21 protein-coding genes are annotated in these 24,144 nt (G+C 41.0%); 14 read left to right on the top strand and 7 right to left on the bottom strand.

Annotated features, from left to right (window positions below):
* Positions 1-122: 122 nt before the first annotated feature.
* The 3 genes from rsuA to AAC855_RS06180 all read left to right on the top strand — a co-directional run bounded on the left by rsuA (position 123) and on the right by AAC855_RS06180 (position 3,101).
* Positions 123-830: a 16S rRNA pseudouridine(516) synthase RsuA gene (gene rsuA, locus AAC855_RS06190; protein ID WP_340608740.1), complete on the top strand. Its 708-nt coding sequence runs from the start codon at positions 123-125 to the stop codon at positions 828-830.
* 39 nt (positions 831-869) lie between these two features.
* The gene (locus AAC855_RS06185; RefSeq protein ID WP_340608739.1) at positions 870-2,057 is read left to right on the top strand and encodes a Bcr/CflA family multidrug efflux MFS transporter; all 1,188 of its coding nucleotides are present in this window, start codon (positions 870-872) and stop codon (positions 2,055-2,057) included.
* Between the two features lie 699 nt (positions 2,058-2,756).
* Positions 2,757-3,101: a YejG family protein gene (locus tag AAC855_RS06180; RefSeq protein WP_340608738.1), complete on the top strand. Its 345-nt coding sequence runs from the start codon at positions 2,757-2,759 to the stop codon at positions 3,099-3,101.
* An 82-nt stretch (positions 3,102-3,183) separates the two neighbouring features.
* Here AAC855_RS06180 and mepS read toward each other — a convergent pair whose 3' ends face one another.
* Positions 3,184-3,780: a bifunctional murein DD-endopeptidase/murein LD-carboxypeptidase gene (gene mepS, locus AAC855_RS06175; protein WP_340608737.1), complete on the bottom strand. Its 597-nt coding sequence runs from the start codon at positions 3,778-3,780 to the stop codon at positions 3,184-3,186.
* 350 nt (positions 3,781-4,130) lie between these two features.
* Positions 4,131-4,835, bottom strand: coding sequence for a phosphatase PAP2 family protein (locus AAC855_RS06170; protein ID WP_340608736.1), 705 nt, complete (start codon positions 4,833-4,835; stop codon positions 4,131-4,133).
* A 468-nt stretch (positions 4,836-5,303) separates the two neighbouring features.
* Here AAC855_RS06170 and AAC855_RS06165 point away from each other — a divergent pair, with 468 nt between their 5' ends.
* Together AAC855_RS06165 and AAC855_RS06160 are read left to right on the top strand one after the other, a co-directional pair.
* Complete coding sequence (locus AAC855_RS06165; protein ID WP_340608735.1) at positions 5,304-5,585, top strand: hypothetical protein; 282 nt, start codon at positions 5,304-5,306, stop codon at positions 5,583-5,585.
* Positions 5,586-5,919: 334 nt separating this feature from the next.
* A complete protein-coding gene (locus tag AAC855_RS06160) occupies positions 5,920-6,237 on the top strand; it encodes a type 1 fimbrial protein (protein ID WP_340608734.1) in 318 nt (105 codons plus the stop codon).
* Between the two features lie 66 nt (positions 6,238-6,303).
* Here the strand turns inward: AAC855_RS06160 and yeiP are convergent, their stop codons facing one another.
* From yeiP to AAC855_RS06145, 3 genes are all read right to left on the bottom strand, one after another.
* Positions 6,304-6,876, bottom strand: coding sequence for an elongation factor P-like protein YeiP (yeiP, locus tag AAC855_RS06155; RefSeq protein WP_099122967.1), 573 nt, complete (start codon positions 6,874-6,876; stop codon positions 6,304-6,306).
* A gap of 123 nt (positions 6,877-6,999) precedes the next feature.
* The gene (mtr, locus tag AAC855_RS06150) at positions 7,000-8,244 is read right to left on the bottom strand and encodes a tryptophan permease (RefSeq protein ID WP_340608733.1); all 1,245 of its coding nucleotides are present in this window, start codon (positions 8,242-8,244) and stop codon (positions 7,000-7,002) included.
* Positions 8,245-8,398: 154 nt separating this feature from the next.
* Entirely contained in the window at positions 8,399-8,818 is a 420-nt protein-coding gene (locus tag AAC855_RS06145; RefSeq protein WP_340608732.1) for a nucleotide triphosphate diphosphatase NUDT15, read from the bottom strand.
* 239 nt (positions 8,819-9,057) lie between these two features.
* On the opposite strand from AAC855_RS06145, the gene fruK reads away from it, so the two are divergent.
* Positions 9,058-9,996 (top strand): 1-phosphofructokinase, encoded by a 939-nt coding sequence (gene fruK, locus AAC855_RS06140; protein ID WP_340608731.1) that lies wholly within the window; start codon positions 9,058-9,060, stop codon positions 9,994-9,996.
* On the opposite strand, the gene nfo is transcribed toward fruK, so the two are convergent.
* Both nfo and AAC855_RS06130 read right to left on the bottom strand, forming a co-directional pair.
* Positions 9,997-10,839 carry a deoxyribonuclease IV gene (nfo, locus tag AAC855_RS06135; protein ID WP_340608730.1) on the bottom strand — a complete coding sequence of 281 codons (843 nt, stop codon included), beginning with the start codon at positions 10,837-10,839 and terminating at the stop codon, positions 9,997-9,999.
* A 115-nt stretch (positions 10,840-10,954) separates the two neighbouring features.
* Positions 10,955-12,055, bottom strand: coding sequence for a YeiH family protein (locus tag AAC855_RS06130; RefSeq protein ID WP_422824356.1), 1,101 nt, complete (start codon positions 12,053-12,055; stop codon positions 10,955-10,957).
* A gap of 197 nt (positions 12,056-12,252) precedes the next feature.
* On the opposite strand from AAC855_RS06130, the gene yieE reads away from it, so the two are divergent.
* The 8 genes from yieE to dld all read left to right on the top strand — a co-directional run bounded on the left by yieE (position 12,253) and on the right by dld (position 24,112).
* Positions 12,253-13,116, top strand: coding sequence for a DNA-binding transcriptional regulator YeiE (gene yieE / locus AAC855_RS06125; RefSeq protein WP_340608729.1), 864 nt, complete (start codon positions 12,253-12,255; stop codon positions 13,114-13,116).
* A gap of 169 nt (positions 13,117-13,285) precedes the next feature.
* Positions 13,286-14,773 (top strand): amino acid permease, encoded by a 1,488-nt coding sequence (locus AAC855_RS06120; protein ID WP_340608728.1) that lies wholly within the window; start codon positions 13,286-13,288, stop codon positions 14,771-14,773.
* Positions 14,774-15,002: 229 nt separating this feature from the next.
* Positions 15,003-16,133 (top strand): ABC transporter substrate-binding protein, encoded by a 1,131-nt coding sequence (locus AAC855_RS06115; protein ID WP_340608727.1) that lies wholly within the window; start codon positions 15,003-15,005, stop codon positions 16,131-16,133.
* A gap of 19 nt (positions 16,134-16,152) precedes the next feature.
* Complete coding sequence (locus AAC855_RS06110) at positions 16,153-17,235, top strand: FecCD family ABC transporter permease (RefSeq protein WP_340608726.1); 1,083 nt, start codon at positions 16,153-16,155, stop codon at positions 17,233-17,235.
* Positions 17,232-18,020 carry an ABC transporter ATP-binding protein gene (locus tag AAC855_RS06105; RefSeq protein ID WP_340608725.1) on the top strand — a complete coding sequence of 263 codons (789 nt, stop codon included), beginning with the start codon at positions 17,232-17,234 and terminating at the stop codon, positions 18,018-18,020. Before AAC855_RS06110 ends, AAC855_RS06105 begins: the two co-directional genes overlap by 4 nt.
* A gap of 151 nt (positions 18,021-18,171) precedes the next feature.
* Entirely contained in the window at positions 18,172-20,145 is a 1,974-nt protein-coding gene (locus tag AAC855_RS06100) for a ligand-gated channel protein (protein WP_340608724.1), read from the top strand.
* 658 nt (positions 20,146-20,803) lie between these two features.
* Entirely contained in the window at positions 20,804-22,186 is a 1,383-nt protein-coding gene (locus tag AAC855_RS06090; protein WP_340608723.1) for an APC family permease, read from the top strand.
* A 156-nt stretch (positions 22,187-22,342) separates the two neighbouring features.
* Positions 22,343-24,112: a D-lactate dehydrogenase gene (dld, locus tag AAC855_RS06085; RefSeq protein ID WP_340608722.1), complete on the top strand. Its 1,770-nt coding sequence runs from the start codon at positions 22,343-22,345 to the stop codon at positions 24,110-24,112.
* The last annotated feature ends 32 nt before the right edge of the window (positions 24,113-24,144 follow it).

Raw genomic sequence — 24,144 nt, 5'->3', positions numbered from 1 at the left:
CTGTTCTATTTATTAATTTTACAGTTACTCTATAAATTATCTGTTTAATCTTATCATTCAGTAGTAGGCTTAAAGTCATTTTGCGACTTTTTTAGATTATTTTTTGTTAGGTATAGCTATACATGCGATTGGATAAATTTTTATCACAACAATTAGGTATCAGCCGTAACGATGTTGGGCGTGAATTACGAGCTGGACGGGTTACTGTCGATAATGAAATTATTAAAACAGGGGCATATAAACTGAAACTTGAGCAGACAGTTGCTTATGAAGGAACGGTTCTGGAGCAATTAGATGGCCCACGTTATTTTATGCTGAATAAGCCACAAGGATATGTGTGCTCGACTGATGATCCCTCCAATCCGACTATTTTATATTTCATTGATGAGCCTGTTGCCCATAAATTACACTCAGCAGGACGGTTGGATATTGATACAACAGGCTTAGTTTTATTGACTGATGATGGGCAGTGGTCACATCGCATCACGTCACCTAAGCATCATTGTGAAAAAACTTATCTTGTGACACTGGAGCACCCGATATCAGTGGATACTGAAGAAAAATTTCTCACAGGTGTCCAGCTGAATGGGGAAAAAACACTGACGAAGCCCGCCAAATTAGAGATTATCGAGCCTCAGCTTGTACGTCTGACTATCAGTGAAGGGCGGTATCATCAGGTAAAAAGGATGTTCGCTGCTGTTGGAAACCATGTCGTTGAACTTCATCGTGAGCGCATTGGTGATATTTATCTGGACCCTGATTTGGAGCCTGGTGAATACAGGATGCTGACAGATAACGAGATCAAGAGCATACAAATGCCAACAGATTAATTTTTATCTATTTTATAAAGTGATTTTGGGAAAAAACGAGTGCAACAACAACGATTATCTTATTTGGGATTAGTCCTTATCCTTGGGCTGATTTCTATGCTGATGCCGCTGGCTATTGATATGTATTTGCCGAGTATGCCAACAATAGCCTCTGATTTCGGCGTCAGTGATGGCAAAGTACAAATGACCCTGAACAGTTATATTTTAGGGTTTGCTATTGGTCAGATAGTTTATGGGCCAATGTCTGACAGCTTGGGGCGTAAGCCGGTTATTTTGGGTGGAGTGACTGTTTTTGCAATATCTTCTGCTGCATGTGCTCTGGCTCAAAATATTGACACTTTTATTTCCATGCGGTTTTTGCATGGTTTTGCCGCCGCCGCTGCCAGTGTTGTGATCAATGCCTTAATGCGTGATATTTTCACCAAAGATGAATTTTCACGCAGTATGTCATTTGTGACGCTGGTTATGATTATTGCTCCGTTACTGGCTCCTATGCTGGGTGGAATAATGATGGTGTGGTTTAACTGGCATGCTATTTTCTGGTCTATTGCAGTTGCGGCTGTCATCGCGGCATTATTAGTCGCGGTTTTTATCAGGGAAACATTACCTAAAGAGAGAAGGCTGCGTTTTAACTTAACAGTTACTCTAGGGCAGTTTGTGATGCTGTTTAGGCAGCGTCAGGTCTTGTGTTATATTTTGGCAAGTGGTTTTTCTTTTGCAGGTATGTTTTCTTTTCTCAGTTCTGGCGCATTTGTTTATATTCAACTGAATGGTGTCCCTGTACAGCATTTTGGTTATTATTTCGGGTTGAACATCATTTTTATGTTTGCCATGACAACGATCAATAGCCAATTTGTCCGCAAATATGGTGCATTGAAAATGCTGAAATTTGGTGTGTTCGTGCAATTTATTATGGGGTTATGGTTGTTATTCAGCACAATGTTGGATTTGGGTTTTATTTCTTTGGTACTGGGTGTTGCAGTTTATATTAGTTGTATTTCTTTGATTACATCTAACTCAATGGCGGTTGTTTTGGACGGTTATCCCCATATGGCCGGAACGGTTGCATCATTATCAGGAACTTTACGTTTCAGTATTGCTGCTTTAGTTGGCGCTGTTTTATCTTCTGCGCCTGAAAAAAGTGCCTGGCCAATGGTCGGTTCAATGGCTCTATGTGTGATATTAGCAATGGCATTGATTGTCTATGCGAGCAAAGCAAAACAATAAAATAATCACATAATCCATAGAAACCACCAGTTGTACAGGGTGGTTTCTTATTTTCATACACTTCATCTTCCAAATCGCTTCTCACGGTTTTTTAATCACATTTTCATGATCTGCGCATTAAATCGAGTTGCTATACCAGTATCTGAGTTTTTCCTTCTAAAGAAGACAGACCCTCACTCAGAAGTGAAAAAAACTCAAGAATCTGAGATTTTATTAAATATTATTTATTAGATAAGTAGAGCTACCGAATGAAAAGATAACCAAATATAGCTGAGTGTTAATTTTATGATGCTACATCGCTCTATTTTGTTTCTTTTTTGTTAATTCAGAATTGTTAACTATATTGACTTATATGGTAAACAGTTTGTTTTTACTAACCATATGTAATGAAAGGATATTGTAAGAGTGTTATCGTGCTTTCTCGTTAGAGAAAACATCTATTTGTAAATAAAACTTGAATAAAAAGTTGCTACTTTACATAAAAATAAGTTGAATTTTTTACCAAAAAAGTATAAATATATACAAAGTGCGAGTTTGAACCCATTTTTTTCCAAAAAAAAGACGAAAAAAGTGTGATGTTGTAATTTTTGTTTTAACTTTTTATTTACTTTTCTGTTGGGTGGTTATTCGGTTTTTAGAAGTTGGTAGCCAACAGCTGGTGGTTAGATGTATTAATGTTGTTTCTGATAGGAATAATACGTGAATAATATTCAACTTTCGGTAGTACACAGACTGCCGCAAAGTTATCGGTGGTCATCTGGTTTTGTCGGGACAAGAGTTGAAATCTTGCCAGAAGAAGAGGCAGATATAGGAAATACCCTGATGGGGCTGAAATTGTTAAGCCATGAAGGCGAACATGCATGCAGTATCTTGCATGATATACATCAGTCTATTTCTGATATGCAAATAATAAGTGCAGTAATTGAGTGGGAAGGTGAGCCGTGTTTATTTTTTGCTCGAGAGGATGAAAGTGCAGTGATATGTCGGCTGAAGACATTAGGTGCTGCAATTGCTGAGAATATAACAGCATTTTACCCACTTTAATGAATAATAATTGAATAAAAAACGCTTCCATTCGGAAGCGTTTTTTATACTGCAAGAGAAAAAATAGGGCAGAAAAAAGAGGCTATATTGAGGCCTTAAGATCATCGGCTAAAACACGGCGTGCACCATAATAGCGTTTGCTCCAATAAGTATCCGTTAATCTGGAAACCATGACACCATTACTGGTGGAAGCATGCACAAACTGGTTATTACCTATATAGATACCGATATGGCGCCGGTGAACACCTGTCTTAAAGAGGACTAAATCACCCGCTTTTAATTTGGTACGGTTGACTGTCTGGCCTACACTTTGTTGCCCTGATGTAGAGCGGGGTAATGCCATACCAAACTGATCGTGAAAGGTGCGTTGTACGAAGGCTGAACAATCAATACCACGTTTCGTATTACCACCGAGTCGATAGGCAACTCCTTTCCAGTCTGCGTATTGGTTAAGGATCTTAGATTTGATATCCAGATTTTTAACTAATGTTTCAAATTCATCCTGAGATGTTTGCAGGAGAAAATGCTTTTGACCGTTCTGACTGTTTACAGTCTGAGTTTCAGGTTTTTTACTACGTATCTGGGAATCTGGAGAACTACATGCGGACAGTGCCACTGCCACAACAATTGCGGGAATAAACCGCAATACATATCTCAGTATTGGTTGAGACTTGACCATTATATTAATTTCCCTTGCAGTCCTTAATGTGACTTATCGCCACCACAAAAAACACTAAACGCTCTAAAGCCTAGTATAAAGTAGCGAATTGACAAACTTTTCGTCCCTAAAGTGTGTGAAGCCACACATTTTATTAATATCTTTACAAAAGGAGTATTTTAATAAAAAGGACTAGCGGAAGAGTACAGAAATCCTGAAAAAAAAGCGAGAGATAAAAATAATTATTTACAAAAAATTAGATTATAAACTAATAGGTTAGAATTATTTTACTTGCTTTTTCCTCATTGGAGAAAAAGTCTATATTATCGGAGAGATAGTGAATATTTCCCCGATAATGAATGACCATTTTTTTAGCGAGTACGACCGATATGCGGTAATTTTTTATCTAACCAATCGGCCAAAGTGTCGCTCAGAGGGGTTAATAATGCCCAGCTCACGCCAACTAAAGTGAGTGATAGTGAACCAACAGCAATATCTGTAAACCAATGCGCCCCAGCCATAATACGGGGGAGGGCAAACGCGATCATAATCAATAAAGCGATAAAGAATGCCCCACGAGAAATATATCGAAGGATAAAGCAGCTAAAAATCAGCAGCATCAACCCGTGATCTCCCGGGAAGCTATCACCGGAAGCATCTTTGGTATGCCAGCTTGTCATTTCGCTTACACGATTGACGTTTTCAAATGTTAACGTTGGGCTTGGACGGCTGACAGGGATCTGATGACCAATCTGATTTATGATCACGGCGGTTATCAACATGACCAGACCAATCATAAAAAGACGGCGTTTCCCTTCGTAATTTTGTTTACGAAATGCGCTATAATAAAGTAAACCCATACATAAGAGTGATATGACGTCAAATGCTCTTATATTCACGATAGCGACAAATAATGCAAATTTTGAATTTGGCAGTAGTTTTTCATTAAAGTAATGAAAAATGGTTGAATCAATATGAAACCAAAAGCCGTGGTTCTCAGGTAAATACCATGAGAAAAACAGGGCGAAACCGAGCATATTGAGTATAAGTATAGCTAGTGGACGACTACGGGTCATGTGTTACCTATTTTAATGCCGACAATGGGTTTTGGTAGTTAGATTGAGGGTCAGAGCACTATAACAAAAATTAGAGAAAAGAGTAATCATTCGGCTGTGTAATATGTAATCTGTGTAGTATTTATATATTCATATTTTCTATTGATTGCATATCATTATCATATGAATAATATCAAGATATCGGAAAAATAGTTAAATGACTACCTCTGTAACGATAATATATATTTGGTGTAATTATTGAGCACTGACTATTATTAAATAATTAATTATTGATTTTTTCATATCTCAATTTGTTAGTATATTATGTCGAATTGTGGTCACAATAAATAAAACATATAAAGAAATTGTTTCATTTTCCGTTGTATCGTTATATAGATAGCAGAGCGTTAGACCATTGTCTGGTTTAGGGATTGGCATGGGGTTAAAACCGAAAAAGGTAGTGATACCGGTTGCAGAGGTTAAATGCTTATGTTAAAGAACATAGTCGTATTTTTGTTTATATTTTTATCTTATCCTGTATTGGCTCATTATCCTCCGGATTTAAAAGTAAAACCGGATGCCCCTCGATCTTATGATTTTACTGCTGATGATCCTCCGAATATATCAGATCACCGAAATAGAGAAATTGAACAAACAGTCGGTTGGCATAAGTTCTACAATAGTCAATACATAAGAAAAAATAATGCAAACCCCAAAAGAATAGTGGCAATCCATCTTAATGACCAATATGTATTAGGGCGAAGGGAGTAAGATAGATTGGAGCAAATAAGAATTAGGATTTGTCGCTATAACTTATCACTAAATGTTATATAGCAATTATCTAATTTTCTTGCTTCTCTAATTTTTAAAAATTGTAATTTATTTTAAATTTTATTTGAAATTTAACTCAAATATTCGTTGTTAATAACAGTATTTTAAATTAATTAATAAAAGTAGTATTTTTTCTTGGCTATGAATTCACCTTTGATATAAATCAATAAAAGGTATTAATGTCGTATTATTTTCACATTAAATATTTATTATGGAGATGAAGGAATAAAAGGTAACTGAGTTTTAGTTAATGGACAAACGAAGTGAGGTCACCATGCAAAATTATCTTAAACTATTAATCAGCGTTTTGTTGTTTTCATGGATTTCTTATGGATATGCACAATCTACAAGTGGAAAAATACACTTTTCAGGCTCTATTGTTGATCCTGGGTGTCAGGTTGTTGTATCAAATGCTCAGGCCAATATCTCCTGCTATAGAAAGGGTAAAAATATTACGGTAAAACAAATAGTTTCAGTCTACAAAACAAAAAAATCTGGAAGCGTTATCCTCCCCGGTAATATAGGCGTTACTAAAGTGAAATGGACTGATAATAAAAAGCGTTTGGCAATTATTAATGTGGATTATTTTTAATTTAAACAGATAATAAGTTGCTCTTTTATTATCAGAAAAGAGCAACTTATATCCAAAATCACTGAACTAATCGCAACGTCCCATATAACGACGTTCTGCGATGTGAATGCGAATTTTTTCTCCGGAACTCAAGTATTCAGGAACCTGAATTGACAGGCCTGTACTCATTTTTGCTGGTTTTGTACGGGCACTTGCTGATGCGCCTTTAATTCCCGGTGCAGTTTCTTCAATGACCATATCAACAGTTTGTGGTAATTCCAGTGCCAACAGTTGACCTTCCATTGTCATCACTTGCATTCCGGGCAAGCCTTCCTCTGGGATAAACAGCAGTTCTTCTTCAATTTGTTCTTTTTTAAAGTGATACGGTGTGAAATCCTCATTATCCATGAAGATATATTCATCGCCATCGATGTACGAAAAACTGACACTACGACGAGTTAATGTAATCGTTTCGAGAATATCATCACCTTTGAAGCGTTCTTCCACTTTTTGGCCGGTACGAATATCGGTAAAGCGCATTTTATACAGTGTACTGGCACCACGTGCACTGGGTGACTGAATATCAATGTCTTTGACTAATAATAGTTTTCCGTTGTGATTGATTGCGGTTCCGCGTTTAATTTCATTGGCTTTAGCCATAGATACCTTCTGTAATACAGTGGAATAAGGATTTAAGTGGCGACAAAATTACTCGCAGTCAGGAGATTAGGCAAGAAATGAATGCCCCGGTATTTTTACCGGGGCAGGGGAATTGAGTCAGAATCAACGGTAAGAAGGTAAGAGTTTGAATAAAGACAAAATGTGTACGACTGCATTGATTAGACCAAACAGGATAATAAAAATTATCAGGATATTACCACCGGGGGCACGATAACTGGCTTGTAAATGACGCCGACGGCTGGCGCGCGCCATCAGTGCCGGTACGATCACTGCCCAGATAGTAGCGGCAAGTCCTGCAAACCCGATTGCATACAAGAAACCATTCGGGAAGAGTAAGGCCAGAACGGTAGGTGGAATAAACGTCATTAAAGCCGTTTTTAAACGCCCTGTATGGCTATCATCAAACCCGAAAAAGTCAGCCAGATAATCAAATAACCCAAGCGAAACACCTAAAAATGAGCTGGATAAGGCCATATATGAGAAGGCATTTAACAATTGATTTATCGTCTCATTGCCGGACACATTATCCATTTGGTTCAGCAGATCGCTGACATTACCACCATCAGCAATGATCTGTTTAAATGCTTCACGGGGAATATTTCCCTGAATGGCAAACTGCCACAAAATGTAAATAGTCAGCGCTATCAGAGAGCCATAGAGCATACTGCGGGTAATGGCTTTGACATCTTTATTATAGTATTTCACCAACCCCGGCACGTTGCCATGATAGCCAAACGAAGTCAGCAAATATGGTAATGCCATTAAAGCGTAAGGCAGATAACTGGTTTCGGTATTTGTCTGGTCAAACAATATAGCGGGTTTGACTTCAGTAAACATCCCTCCCACTGACATGATAAATGTGATGACCATACCACCGATTAAAATTGTGCTCAGGCGATCAACGGCTTTAGTTGATAACCAGACAATGAACGCAACAATAAAGGAAAAAATCAGACCAGTTCCGGCTTGTGGCAGCGGAATAATGTTACTGAGATTACGAAAGATAATCGAGCCGCCAGCTGAGATATAAGCATAAGTCAGAATATATAAAACAAAGGTAATGGATAACCCAGTGAGTATATTCCAGCCTTTGCCCAGTAAATCTTTGGTAATGGTGTGGAAGCTAGCCCCACAGGGGTAATTCATATTGGCTTCTAAGATCATCAGGCTTGAGAAATAGATACAGACCCAAGTGTAAACCAGCAAAATTATTGATCCTGTAAACCATACACCAGAAGTGACGATGGGAATGGAAAACATACCAGCACCGACAGCAGTACCGGCAATGATCATTGCTCCGCCTAATATAGAGGGGCGTTTAAAATTTTGCGTTACCTCAATGGCCATATAGACTCCTGATGAATAAGTGTTACCTTTGTACTAGCGCGACGATACATTAATAAAGAACAAGTGTAAACAATTAATCAAAGAGATAGGTAAATGGCTTTTGTCTGATTTCAGATACACTGCCTTTTGTCGATATTGGCAGTGTATTTGTATATCAGGCAGGCAAATAGAACTTTTTCTCTTGCCAGAGTTTAATTGCACTACGACTGGCTTCAAAATGAGGCTCTGGAAGGTTGTTAGGATCACACCAGATAAGTTGGTCACATTTTTCTGGTTCCATCAGGCGCGGTTCTCCGCCGGGATGGTGGGCCATCAAGCAGACAGAAATAGTATGCTTTCCTTCTTCACGATAGGTTTGGATGTTATTGCAGATCCCATAAACTTGCGGATTTTGAATGTTTAAGCCAATTTCTTCCTGAATTTCACGGATAGCACATTCTTCAAATGTTTCACCGGGATCAACATGTCCGCCAAATATTGACCAGTACGGGGCATGTTTACCCGTCCGCTTTCCCAGCAAAATTTCACCTTTATCATTAATGATAATGACACCAACTCCAACAACGACTGACATTGATTTATTCCTTTGCTCGTAAAGTTTTTCTCTGTGGGGGAAACTTTAAATTAACTGAAGGCCTTTTTTCTTCATCGGATAAAAAATTATCGGTTGTCGATATTTTTACTTTTGGATTGAGATAACACAATGACCAATCTGATATTAAATTTAACTGAAACGATTCAATTTTGATGTTATAAATAGTCGAGGAATTTTAATGTGATTTATGACTATTTATTCAGGAGATACTGGGCAAGATGAGCCGTCGAGTTGCCACAATAACCTTAAATCCAGCTTATGATTTAGTTGGCCTGTGTCCAGATATTATTAAAGGAACCGTTAATCGTGTACGCACCGCAGGGTTACATGCTGCCGGAAAAGGTAATAATGTTGCGAAGGTACTACGTGATTTGGGTATTGATGTCACCGTCAGCGGTTTTCTGGGAAAAGAAAATCAGGACGGTTTTCAGCATTTTTTCGATGAAAACAAGATGATTAACCGTTTTCATTTAGTTTCTGGCAGAACACGCATCAATGTGAAACTAACTGAAAAATATGGTGATGTGACTGATTTTAATTTCTCTGGTTTCCATGTGACAGAAAAGGAATGGGAGCAGTTTATTACTGATTCTCTCTCATGGCTTGGGCAGTTTGATATGGTTGTGGTTAGTGGTAGCTTGCCTGAGGGAGTTTCGCCTGAATCATTTACTGACTGGATGAAACAGTTACAGCAATGTTGTCCCTGTATTATTTTTGACAGTAGTCGGGAAGCATTTTCAGCTGGCCTCAAAGCAACGCCATGGCTGGTGAAACCGAATCGTTATGAATTAGAAATCTGGGCGGGTAAACCATTGCCGGATTTAGATAGCATTATTGAAGCGGCTCATCAGTTGCGCCACAAAGGGATCGCTCATGTTGTTATTTCACTGGGTGAGCAAGGAGCATTATGGGTGAATGCTTCCGGCGCATGGTTGGCGAAACCACCTTATTGTGACGTTATCAGTACTGTTGGTGCCGGAGATTCTATGGTTGGTGGGTTGGTTTATGGTTTACTGATGCGTGAATCCAGTGAACATACATTGCGTCTGGCAACCGCAGTTTCTGCTCTGACGGTTAGCCAGCCTGATGTAGGGATCAGAAGTCGTACTGAACTGGCATCAATGATGTCGAAGATCCAATTGACACCCGTCAGATAATTAACTTTGCTGGGATTTCAGCCACGCAATTTCCTGATCCCAGATATCCGGATCGATCGTTTCAAGTATCAGAGGAATGCCATTGAAACGATCATCTTTCATGATATAGCTGAAGGGGGTCTTTCCTATGTTGCCTTCACCAAGGCTGTGATGCCGGTCAACACGGCTGGAAAACTCGCTTTTGGCATCATTAAGATGCATGGCTCGCAGGTATTTGAAACCGACAATATCGTCGAATGCTTTGAATGTGGCATTGCAGTTCTGCTCAGTACGTAAGTCATAACCGGCTGCAAAAGCGTGGCAGGTATCGATGCAGACACCAACCCGGCTTTTATCTTCAACACCCTCAATAATGGCTGCCAGTTGTTCAAATTTGAAGCCAAGGTTAGTGCCCTGCCCGGCAGTATTTTCAATCACTGCGGTGACCCCCTGAGTTTGGTCTAATACAATATTGATAGATTCAGCGATACGGGCAAGACATTTATCGATATCAATTTTTTTCAGGTGACTTCCGGGATGGAAATTGAGTAAATCAATGCCTAGTTGCTCACAACGCTGCATTTCATCAAGGAATGCGGCACGGGATTTTTCCAGCCCTTCAGATTCCGGATGACCCAGATTAATCAGGTAACTATCGTGAGGAAGGATCTGACCTTTGCCGTAACCGTAACGTTCACAATCCGCCTTAAACTTATCAATGACTTCTGTTGACAGAGGAGGGGCATTCCATTGACGCTGATTTTTCGTGAATAGGGCAAAAGCAGTTGCTTTTAATTCATGGGCTCGAATCACTGCCTGATCCACTCCACCCGCAGCGCTCACATGGGCTCCAACAAATTTCATATCTTTCTCCTGTTCTGTTTCATTAATTATGCATTGTTCTTGTGGTTAATGAAATTCGGTAAGGTGGATACTGTCAGTTGGCTGATAAGTGACATTGTTTTTTCAGGTGAAAATCTCAGCTAAGTAAATGATGAATGCCTTTGTTGATAATCAATCCGCCAACCATAAGCCAGATAAACAAAAAGAAGGCTAACAAAATCGGTTTGGTGCCGGCCTGACGAATGGCACTGATATGTGTTGTTAATCCTAAAGCAGCCATAGCCATTGCCAGCAAAATAGTATCAATGGTTATGATGTAGCTGACAATAGACTCTGGTAATAAATGGAAAGAGTTGAAAGCCGCCATGACAATAAAAAAGATGGCAAACCACGGAATGGTAATTGGCGATTTTCCATGATCATTGACACAGTTTTTAGATTTCACCCGACTAAGATAACCCGAAAGTAGTAATAAAAAGGGCGCTAGCATCATGACGCGGATCATTTTGCTGATAACAGCAGTGTCTTCGGCTGCGTTTCCTTGTGTATGACCAACGGCAACGACTTGAGCAACTTCATGAATAGTTGAGCCAGAAAATAGACCAAACTCTATCTGAGAGAAAGGAAACCACTGGTAATGAATGTTGAGTTGATAAAACCAGGGATAAATAAAGATGGCAAGAGTGCCGAATATCACAACGGTAGAAATGGCAACAGCGACTTTGTCGGCAGAAGCTTTCACGACAGGCTCAGTAGCCATGATTGCGGCAGCGCCACAGATACTGCTACCCGCTCCGATTAACATGACTGTCTGGTCATCTATTTTGAAAAAAACACGTCCTAGCCATAACGCGATAAAGAACGTAGAAGAAAGCATAATGACATCAATCAATATGCCGGCTATACCAACATCAGTGATCTGCTGGAATGTCAGTCTAAAACCATAAAGAATGATACCGGCTCTTAACAGATAGTGTTTAGTGAAATTAATTCCATTGCCGCAGATTGGTTTTAATGAAGGATATAGTGTATTCCCAATAATAATTCCTATTAGAATCGCGATAGTCAGGATACTGAGTCCCATATTAATGAGTAGAGAGAGCTGGCTCAAATAAGTGGCGGCGGCAGTCAGTATTGCTGTTAGTATCAGCCCGGGAAGGAGTCGCAGTAAGGGATGACAATGAATAGTACCCATTTTATTCAGTTGATTTTCAGGCACTGTTTTACTTTTAGACATAGTTGTCGCTCATATCGCTTATATGTTTTATGAATAAGCATATAGCAAATCATTTAATCGTAAAAATTGATTATATTTATATGATTGATTATTAAAACAGGTAGATAGAGCATGACTTTTGTTAAGTTGCGTAATAGTGTCTAGAATCAAAGTTATCTTATCATTTCAATTTACTTTTATGTTTCCCGCGAGGCCATATGCGTATCACTCTGAGACAGCTGGAGATTTTTGCAGAAGTTCTGAAAAGTGGTTCAACGACACAGGCTTCTCAACAATTAGCTTTATCACAATCTGCGGTGAGTGCTTCACTGACAGATCTTGAAGGTCAATTGGGAGTACAGCTTTTTGACAGGGTTGGAAAACGACTCGTTACCAATGAACATGGTCGCTTGCTTTACCCGAAAGCTCTGGCGTTGCTTGAGCAGACTGGAGAGGTGGAACAGCTTTTTAAATTGGAAATGGGAGCACTGCGACTGGCAGCCAGTAGCACGATTGGTAATTATATGTTGCCTGAAATGCTGGCGAAATATCGTAAGGACTTTCCGGATACGCCGCTGGAATTACATATCAGTAATACTGAAGATGTCATTAAATCGGTTGCTGAATTCCGGGTTGACTTGGCATTTATTGAAGGGTTATGTCATAACCCGGATTTAATTACCCAGCCATGGATGAAAGATGAACTGATCGTTTTTTCCTCACCAGATAGCCCGCTTGTGCGTTCTAATCTGACTTTGGAAGATTTAATTAAAGCCCCCTGGATATTGAGGGAAAAAGGCTCAGGAACACGGGAAGTACTTGATCAGTTGCTTTTTTCACAAATGCCCAGATTCAATATTGCCATGGAGCTGGGGAACTCGGAAGCAATTAAGCATGCAGTCCAGTATGGTATGGGGATCAGCTGCCTGTCACGCCGGGTTGTCCGGGAGCAACTGAAAAACAGCACACTGGTTGAACTGGTGATACCGGGTCTAAATCTTTCTCGTACGCTTTATCTTATTTATCACCGGCAGAAACATATATCTAATGCGTTACAAAAGTTATTAAGCTACTGTCAGTAATGTTGAGCCAATACTATGAAATTAAAGAATTAAGATACCTATAATCGTGTAGCTTATAATGAGGGGCTGATCATGAAGGTATCTTATAACCACCAATCGCCGCTATTCTGGGGACGAGGATTTGTTACAATTCCGCATTAGAAATTATTCTCGATGATATAGGAATAGAATGTCTCAAGAACAAAGCGTGCCACAGGAGCAGGCGCCCAAAAATCTGCGTCGTGAGCTAAAAGCACGACATATGGCGATGATAGCCATTGGCGGTTCAATTGGTACTGGGTTATTTGTTGCTTCCGGAGCAACAATTTCACAGGCTGGCCCCGGTGGAGCCTTGCTTTCATATGCGCTGATCGGCCTGATGGTCTATTTTCTGATGACCAGTCTGGGTGAATTGGCTGCTTACATGCCGGTTTCAGGGTCATTTTCCACTTATGGCTCAAAGTATGTTGATGAAGGCTTTGGCTTCGCACTAGGCTGGAACTACTGGTATAACTGGGCTGTTACGATCGCGGTTGACCTTGTGGCTGCCCAGTTGGTTATGGGGTACTGGCTTCCGGATGTACCGGGATGGATATGGAGTGCTTTGTTCCTCAGCCTGATTTTCCTGCTGAATTTCATCTCAGTAAAAAGCTTCGGCGAGGCAGAATATTGGTTCTCTTTGATTAAAGTCTCTACGGTGATTGTTTTCATCATCGTCGGGATTTTAATGATCGTCGGTATTATGAAAGGTGCAGAAGGGGCAGGGTGGCATAACTGGACTATAGGTGAGGCTCCATTTGCTGGTGGATTTGCAGCCATGATCGGGGTTGCAATGATTGTGGGTTTCTCATTTCAGGGGACTGAACTGATTGGGATTACCGCCGGAGAATCAAAAGATCCTGCAAAAAATATTCCTCGTGCTGTGCGTAAGGTATTCTGGCGTATCTTATTATTCTATGTATTCGCCATTCTAATCATCAGCCTGATCATTCCTTATACTGACCCAAGTCTGTTAAGAAATGGCGTAAAAGACATCAGTGTCAGCCCTTTCACACTGGTATTTGAAAATGCTGGTCTGTTGTCAGCCGCAGCGGTAATGAACGCAGTGATCTTAACTGCTGTGCTTTCTGCCGGAAACTCAGGAATGTATGCTTCTACCCGCATGTTATTTACATTGGCACGGGAAGGTAAAGCACCTAAGATTTTTGGGCATTTATCAAAAGGCGGTGTTCCTCGTAATGCGCTTTATGCCACAACGGTGGTTGCAGGATTATGCTTTCTCAGCTCCATGTTCGGTAACCAGACTGTGTACTTGTGGCTGCTGAATACCTCGGGTATGACCGGGTTTATTGCATGGCTTGGTATTGCAATAAGCCATTACCGTTTCCGTAAAGGTTATGTCGCTCAGGGACGTAATATCAATGAACTGCCCTATGTCTCCGGCTTTTTCCCTGTCGGGCCGATTTTTGCCTTTGCTTTGTGTCTGCTGATCACTCTGGGCCAGAACTATCAGGCGTTTTTGCAGGATACGATAGACTGGTACGGTGTGACGGCGACTTATATTGGTATTCCGCTATTCTTGCTCATTTGGTTTGGTTATAAGCTGAAAAATAAAACACGTTTCGTCAAATACAATGAGATGGATTTTCCGGCGATAAAGCATACGTACCATGAATGAAATGTTAATAATAATTTGATGAAATGATATTTATTAATTAATGCATTATTACTTTTATTTTGCAAACAACTGCCTGTTCTGTGATGGAATCGGCAGTTTTTATTTTTCATGGAGTTAAAGCAAAATTATCGTCATTAAATTTCGGATATACCGAATCAATCGCATTGATAAGTATTCTTATTTGCTTTATTGTTAACAGCAAAATTATTGCTTGAAGAGGCTAACTAAAGTGAAGTTTGGATTTCAGACAGTCGTGAAAGGCGCGAGTATCAGCCTATTGGCAAGCTCTGCGATGATGACAAGTTTTGCATGGGCCGAAACAGTCACTGATGTTGCTGGGCGTACTGTAGAAGTGCCTGCAAAGGTGAATCGTATCCTGTTGGGTGAAGGTCGTTTATTCCATTCAATCGCAGTGTTAGAAGGAGATAAACCTCTGGCGCGTATTGCGGGCTGGCAGGGTGATTTCCGCAAGCTTGACCCACAAACCTACTCTATCTATAAAGCAAAATTCCCTGAAATTGATGATATTCCCCTGATAGGCAACACCACTGCCGATACTGTCAGTTCTGAAAAAGTACTGACATTGAACCCTGATGTGGCTATTTTTGGTTTATCCGGTCATGGCCCGGGCAAACACAGTGAACTGGTTAAACAATTAGAAAAAGCAGGCGTTCCTGTTGTTTTTGTCGATTTCCGTAACGACCCACTGAAAAACACACTGCCGAGCATTCGTATGCTGGGTAAAGTACTGCACCGTGAGGAGCAGGCAAACGCTTATGCTGATTTTTATGAAAAGAATCAGAAACTGGTCACTGATATTACCAACCGTATTCCGGCAGAGCAGAAACCTTCGGTCTTTATTGAGCTGAGAGCAGGTTCTATCGAAGATTGTTGTGGTACTGCGGGCAATGGCAACATGGGTAATTTCATTGACCTTGCAGGCGGTAAAAATATTGCTAAAGAAGTTCTGCCAGTACCATTGGGCACGATGAATCTGGAAAAAGTAATTACGGCTGATCCTTATATCTATATTGCCAGCGGCGCTCAGGACCCCGGCGAGAAAGGTGAAGGTATCCAGATGGGGGCACAGACTTCCCCGGAAACTGCCCTCGCAGGTTTGAAAGCGATGACAGAGCGCAGAGGTATCAATACTCTGACAGCGGTGAAAGAAGGCCGTACCCATGCTATCTGGCACCATTACTACAACTCGCCTTATAACGTTGTAGTGACACAAGTTTTTGCTAAATGGTTTTATCCTGAACAATTTGCTGATTTAGATCCACAGCAGACATTAAAAGACCTTCACACTAAGTTCCTGGCAGTAGAACCAGCAGGCACCTATTGGGTCAGTGAAAAATAAGCAGTAACAGGTAATAGAAATGAGTGTCACTACCGAGCCTATGCCAATGGTGAAACAACAGAATGAGTGCGATATCAAAGCACACTATCGTCATATCCTGCATCGGCGTATTGCATGGATGTTGTTGCTAATTTTGGTTATCGGCGTCTCTTTAGTATTAGATTTTACAATGGGGCCATCAGGGTTATCTTTATCGGCTCTCTGGCAGACTCTGGTTTCACCGGAGAGTGTGGATGCAGGAACCCGGGTAATTGTCTGGGATATCCGATTACCTTATGCCTTGATGGCGGTAGTGGTTGGTTTATCATTGGGCCTGGCGGGTGCAGAAATGCAAACTATTTTGAATAACCCGCTGGCCAGTCCTTTTACTCTGGGTGTTTCCAATGCCGCCTCTTTTGGTGCGGCATTGGCAATCGTACTGGGCATTGGTATTCCGGGCATACCTGATCAGTGGCTTATTTCTGCAAATGCTTTTATTTTTGCGTTGTTAGCTGCGCTGATGCTTGATGGCATTACGCGTTGGACAAAAGTTGCAACATCGGGTGTGGTGCTCTTTGGTATTGCGATGGTCTTTACCTTCAATGCGCTGGTTTCCATGATGCAATTTATTGCAACGGAAGATACGTTGCAGGGGCTGGTGTTCTGGACGATGGGCAGCCTTTCAAAAGCAACGTGGTTAAAACTGGGTGTTATGTTGCTGGTGCTCTTGATCCTTATGCCTGTTTCTATGATGAACTCCTGGAAACTGACTGCATTACGTTTAGGAGAAGATAGGGCGACCAGCTTTGGTATCAATATCCGTCGTCTTCGTCTGGGAACGCTTTTGCGTATCAGTATCTTAACTGCATTAGCAGTGGCATTTGTCGGGCCGATTGCTTTTATTGGTCTGATTGCTCCTCATATTGCCAGATTAATGTTTGGTGAAGATCACCGTTTCTACCTACCTGCAAGTGCGTTAATTGGTGCGCTGGTATTATCGATAGCATCGATTGCATCTAAAAATTTAATTCCCGGAGTCATTATACCTGTTGGTATTGTGACATCTTTGGTGGGTGTACCTTTCTTCCTGAGCATTGTTTTGCGCCATAGGGGGAGTGTATGAGCCAAGGGTTAAAAATAAGCCGGTTTACGGCTGGTTATCCCAAACACCCCGTTATTGAAAGTCTGGATGCTAATCCATTGCCTCGGGGTAAAATTACCGTATTACTCGGGCCGAATGGTAGCGGAAAGTCAACATTACTGCGTTCACTGGCTGGTTTAAACAAAGCTAATGGTGCTTTGTTGCTGGATGGGCAGGATTTGATGCAGATGAATTTTGCTCAACGTGCGCAGAATGTCGTTTATTTGCCTCAGTCGTTACCTGCGGGTGTCCATCTACATGTGCTTGAATCTGTTATTGTTGCCCAGCGTGCATCTGGTGGAGTAACTGGTGACCAATGCGAACAGGAAGTGATGGAACTGTTACGTCAGCTTGGTATTGAACATTTAGCTTTAAGCTATTTAGATCAATTATCAGGTGGACAAAAACAATTGGTTGGTTTGGCACAATCATTAATCAGAAAGCCGACATTATTATTATTAGATGAACCATTAAGTGCGCTGGATTTAAATTACCAGTATCACGTTATGGATTTGGTTGCACGTGAAACACGTCGCCGGAATATTATTACCGTGGTTGTTGTACACGATATTAATATTGCACTGCGTCATGGTGACCATATATTGATGTTAAAAAAGGGTGAATTAATTTCTGAGGGTTTACCAGAACAGGTGATTACACCTGATAGTTTAGCTCAGGTATATGGTGTCAAGGGGCGGATAGAGCGTTGTTCTCAGGGAGTGCCTCAAGTATTAATTGATGGCCTTGTAACGGATTTGGCCAGCTAAAATAATAAAAAGCATAAACTGTTTTATTAAAACTGTAGAGTAAATAAAAATAACACTGGTGGGGATAAGCGTACTTATCCCTGCACTTTGAGTTTATGTCGATTATCCAGATTAATTAAATTGTTCTATTCTACCTTTTGGAGAATCGGGAATGGTCGTTTTTGCAAAGAAAAAAGTCGTCTTAGGTATTATTGCTGCTATTTCATCTAGTGCTGTTTTAGCTGCTAATGCAGCGAATAATGGTGAAGATAAAATTATTGTTACTACTGCTTCAGGCTTCCAACAAAAAATTGAAGATGCGCCAGCCTCTATTTCAGTGGTCAGCCGTGAACAATTGGAAACTAAAGCCTACCGTGATGTAACGGATGCACTGAAAGATGTGCCGGGCGTTATGGTTACTGGTGGTGGAAGTGGCAGTGATATCAGCATTCGTGGTATGTCATCAAAATATACGATGATTCTGGTGGATGGTAAGCGTGTTGACACTCGCCGTACCCGACCAAACAGTGATGGTGCAGGTATTGAGCAGGGCTGGTTGCCGCCATTAGCATCCATTGAGCGCGTTGAAGTTGTCCGTGGGCCAATGTCTTCCCTTTATGGTTCTGATGCTATGGGTGGTGTTATCAATATTATTACCCGTAAAGTGCATAAAGAATGGAACGGTAGCTTACGTGCAGATACTACCCTGACCGAGCGCAAAAAATCAGGTAATAGCTATCAAACCAGTGCGTATGTAGCAGGGCCGTTGATTGATGGCTTACTGGGCGTTAAGGCGACGGGCTTATTCTCTCATCGTAATGAAGATAAGTTTATCAGCGGTTATAAAAAGCAAGAGATGCGTAATGGCACGGTAGCACTGTCTTTAACACCGGATGAACAAAATAGCTTTGAGTTTGAAGCCGGTCGTTATGAGCAGGATCGTGATTCTACGATTGGTAAGACCCGTACTTGTAGGGGAGATGTTTGCAAAGATGATATCAGCCGTTATAAACGTAATAACTATTCGATAACACATAATGGTGTTTATGATTTCGGTACAATGACGTCTTATATTCAGCGGGATGAGTCGAAAAACCCTGAACGTATGATGAAATTCGCGGATACAATGTTTAGCAATCAGACTACATTTAATTTAGGTGATAATACCTTAAGTGTCGGTGGGCAATATCGTTACGAAGACCTGAATGATCGCGAAAATAAAAAAATGGCGGAAAAAGGGATAAATAATATTACCCGCTGGAGTTGGGCATTATTTGCTGAAGATGAATGGCAAATCACCAACGATTTTTCCCTGACAGCCGGAGCGCGTCTGGATAAAGATCAGCTTTTTGGTGCCCATGTCACCCCTCGTTTGTACGGTGTTTGGCATGCTGATGAACAATGGACGATTAAAGGTGGTGTCACAACGGGTTATCGTTCACCTGAATTACGTCAGGTTGCACCTAATTGGCTGCATGGAACGGGTGGTGGGTATTCGAGAGGAGTGATTGAAAGCAACCCATCCCTGAAGCCAGAGAAAAGCACTAATGAAGAAATTGGTGTTATCTGGAATAACCAAGATGGCCTCAATATCGGCGTTACCGTCTTTAATACAGACTTCAAAGATAAAATCACAGAGTTCCGCCTTTGTAACGATACAGCTGCATGTAATGCAATTGGTAAGGACTATGATTTTGTCAGCCAGAACATAAACGTCGATAAAGCCAACATTCGTGGTGTAGAAACCACTTTGAACTGGGATATCGTAGAAAACTTATCATTGGCAGCAAACTACACCTACTCTCACTCTAAGCAGAAGACAGGCGATTTTAAGGGCCAGCCACTGAACAAGATACCTACACATATGGCTAATGCAACCTTAAGCTGGCAGACCCTACCAGAAATGGAAACGTGGACACGCCTCAATTTCCGCGGAAAAACGAAGAATTATCTATATCGCTCATCAATGAATAGCGGAACACCTTCTTATGCCTTTGTTGATATGGGTGTGACTTATAGCATAATGAAGAACGTACGTGTATTGGGTGGCGTTTACAACGTATTTGATAAACAAGTGACTGATAAAGTACACGGTGCAACCCTCGATGGCCGCCGTTACCAAGTCGGCATTAATTATGACTTCTAATTAACATTTAATTTATTATTAATTTAAGTCATTATAATTAACGTTTAAACCAATATTAAACCTGCTCTTTATCAGAACTATGATTAAGAGCAGGTTTTTCATTTCATACTATTCATAATTAAATAGCCAATAATTTACTTTTGTGCTACAAGTTTATCAAATCTCTATCAGTGGATAGGCTAGCATTACCTTCATGAATTCTTTCGGTAAGAAGCAGTTTATGTAGGCTCTTTAGTATTGTAAAAAATAATGAATTTTTAGTGTGATGGGTCTTGCTATTTCTGGACTTGAAGTGCAAAATGCCGCCCACTAAAAATAACTGATGTGTAATTATGCATCAGTTATTTTTTTTGCATTGAGTTATTTTTTACAACACCGAGAGGCCGGATATTTTCCGGATCGATACTGACCATTAGCAGCGACTATAAAAAGGCTGCTGTACTGAGGAACGCAATTATGGAGCAATTATTCGCTTTTGCACTTGTGCCAATCGGCGCTAGCTGCTGCAACGATGACTATGGGGCATGGTCCTCAGTGAATTCGTTATCTCCCACCTTTTCTTTCTTTTCTGTTTATAGACAGATGCGAAGTCTACCCAGTAACTATCGATTAAGTAGTTGTAGTAATGCCCAGATCGAAGTTATGGGAGGTTTCGCTCATGTCGCATAATCCTACTGCTACTCTCGGGACTGTTCAGGCAAGTGCCAGCAATCGTGTTCAGCTAAGAAGAACACTGACCTTATTTCAGGTAGTCATGATGGGCCTTGCTTATATGCAGCCGATGACTATTTTTGACACCTTCGGTATTGTTTCCAAATTGACGGATGGGCATGTTGCGACATCTTATGCTATTGCGTTGATTGCAATTTTATTTACTGCTTTGAGTTACGGGAAACTGGTAAAAAGATTCCCATCAGCAGGTTCTGCCTACACTTACGTACAAAAATCAATGAATCCCCATCTTGGGTTTATGGTAGGTTGGTCATCTTTGTTGGATTATCTGCTTATGCCGATGATCAACATCCTGCTGGCAAAAATTTACCTTCAGGCTATTTTCCCCGGTATTGATCCGTGGGTCTTCGTAGTTGGTCTGGCGGTGTTAATGACCGTTTTCAATTTGAGTGGCATTAATGTTGTTGCCAATCTTAACGGTCTTATTGTTGTGGTACAGATTGCTGTTATGGTGGTGTTCGTCGGTTTATTAATGCACGGCATACATAACGGTGAAGGGGCTGGCACATTATGGAGTGCCCGACCATTTACATCAGAAGAAGCACAATTAATTCCAATGATTACAGGGGCAACGATACTCTGCTTCTCATTCCTTGGCTTTGATGGCATTACGTCTTTGTCTGAAGAAACGCCTAATGCGGGCAAGGTGATTCCCAAAGCGATTTTCCTTACTGCATTAATCGGTGGTGTTATCTTTATTGCCGTATCTTATTTCCTACAGCTTTATTTCCCTGATGTATCCCGGTTCCAAAACCCGGATGAATCTCAGCCAGAAATTATGCTGTTTGTCGCTGGAGCGTTCTTCCAGGCTATTATTCTGGTCTTCTCCTGCGTCACGGTAATGGCTTCCGGTATGGCTGCGCATGCAGGTGTGGCCCGGTTGCTCTATGTGATGGGGCGTGATGGTGTACTGCCAGAGAAAGTTTTTGCTTATGTCCATCCAAAATGGCGCACACCTTCAATCAACGTTATTCTGGTCGGAATTGTTGCACTTTCAAGCGGGTTTTTAGACTTAGTCACGGCAACCGCACTGATCAATTTCGGTGCACTGGTTGCATTTACATTCGTGAATTTGTCAGTCATTGCTCAATTCTATGTTCGTGAGCGCCGCAACTCGACGTTGAAAGATACTATCAATTTCCTGCTTCTGCCTCTGTTTGGTGCTGGAACAGTGGGCGTACTGTGGACGAATCTGGAAGCCAGCTCTATGGAGTTAGGTCTGATTTGGGGGGGCGTCGGTCTGCTTTATATGTTCTTCCTGACCCGTAGTTTCCGTCAACCTATGCCACAATTCAGCGAGTCTACATAAGATACACTGCGATATCGCTTTTCCGAAACAGCACCCATTAGGTGCTGTTTTTTTATGGATAATAAATTAAAAAGTTACAATAATAGATTAAGTTTCATCCTTTACTCATTTCGTCACTAATATATATTCGGCTCTGCATAAGGTAAGCAAACCATTATGAATGATGCTAATACCCCACAAAATCAGCAACTCATAGCAACGCTTACCCACATTGTGGGTAGCGCTCATATTCTCACCGAACCACAAAAAACAGAGCGTTATCGCACAGGTTTCCGCTCTGGACAGGGAAGTGCTCTTGCTGTTGTCTCTCCCTGCTCATTACTGGAGCAATGGAAAATTTTCAAGGCATGTGTAGAGGCAGACAAAATTATTTTAATGCAGGCGGCGAATACAGGGTTAACCGAAGGTTCTACCCCTAATGGTGATGATTATGATCGCGATATTATCATTATCAGTACACTGAGAATGGATAAAATACAGTTTCTTGAATCTGCCAATCAAGTTGTTGCGTTTCCCGGCAGCACATTATGGCATTTAGAAAAAGTACTAAAACCTCTGGCGCGTGAACCACATTCAGTCATTGGTTCTTCCTGTATTGGCGCATCGGTTATAGGGGGAATTTGTAATAATTCTGGTGGTTCTCTGGTGCAGCGTGGCCCTGCTTATACAGAAATGGCTTTATATGGGCGAGTGAATGAGAAAGGCGAAGCTGAACTGATTAATCATTTAGGCATAGCTTTGGGTGACTCACCGGAAGACATTCTGACCTGTCTGGAAGAGCGGCGCTATCGTGCGGAAGATATTCAAAAAAATGGCAGAGTAGCTTCTGATCATGAATATGCCCATCGTGTTCGTGATATTGAGGCAGATACTCCATCGCGCTTTAATGCTGATGAGCGCAGATTATTTGAGGCTTCCGGTTGTGCAGGGAAACTCGTTGTTTTTGCTGTGCGTCTAGATACCTTTCCGGCAGAGCCTCTTAATCAGGTATTCTATATCGGCACTAATCAGCCAGAAGTTTTGACTGAGTTACGCAGACATATTTTATCAAACTTTAAACACTTGCCGGTTGCCGGTGAATATATGCACCGGGATATTTTTGATATTGCTGAAGTTTATGGCAAAGATACTTTTGTTATGATTGATAAACTCGGTACAGATAAAATGCCGATGTTTTTCAGTGTAAAGGGGCGACTGGATGCCATCTTCGAAAAAATTCCTTTTTTGCCTACCCATTCAATAGATCGCGTAATGCAGTGGCTAAGTGGCTTATTGCCTTCACATTTACCAACGCGGCTTAAAACTTATAGTGATCGTTTCGAACATCATTTGATGCTGAAAATGTCTGGTGAAGGAATAAAAGAAGCTAATGAGTGGCTGGAAAATTATTTCAAACAGGCAGACGGTGATTATTTTTCTTGTACGCCGGAAGAAGGTGCTAAAGCGTTTTTACATCGCTTTGCGGCAGCAGGAGCAGCAATCCGATATCAGGCAGTACACAGTGATGAAGTGGAGGATATTCTGGCGTTAGATATTGCTCTACGGCGTAATGACCTTGAGTGGTTTGAGCATCTTCCTCCGCAAATTAATGAAGCCTTAGTTCATCGTTTATATTATGGACACTTTATGTGTCATGTATTTCATCAGGATTATATTGTCAAAAAAGGTACGGATATTGGAGCCCTGAAAGAGCAAATGCTGGAAATCTTAAACCAGAGAGGGGCGGAATATCCTGCTGAGCATAATGTTGGGCATCTGTATAAGGCTAAACCTCAGCTTAAACAGTTTTATCAAATAAATGATCCGACTAACAGTCTGAATCCGGGTATTGGTAAAACATCTAAATTAAAGAATTGGGGAGAAAAGCAGGGATTGCAGTGTACTGATAAATGTTCGGTTCACCAACATGGTCAGAATAATGGGTAATGGTGGATAAAGATAGAAAAAGACAAGGCTCA

The organism is Xenorhabdus bharatensis, assembly GCF_037996705.1.
GTDB lineage: Bacteria > Pseudomonadota > Gammaproteobacteria > Enterobacterales > Enterobacteriaceae > Xenorhabdus > Xenorhabdus bharatensis.
The sequence above is the reverse complement of the archived record's forward strand: the minus strand, read 5'-3'. Positions and strand labels throughout refer to the sequence as shown.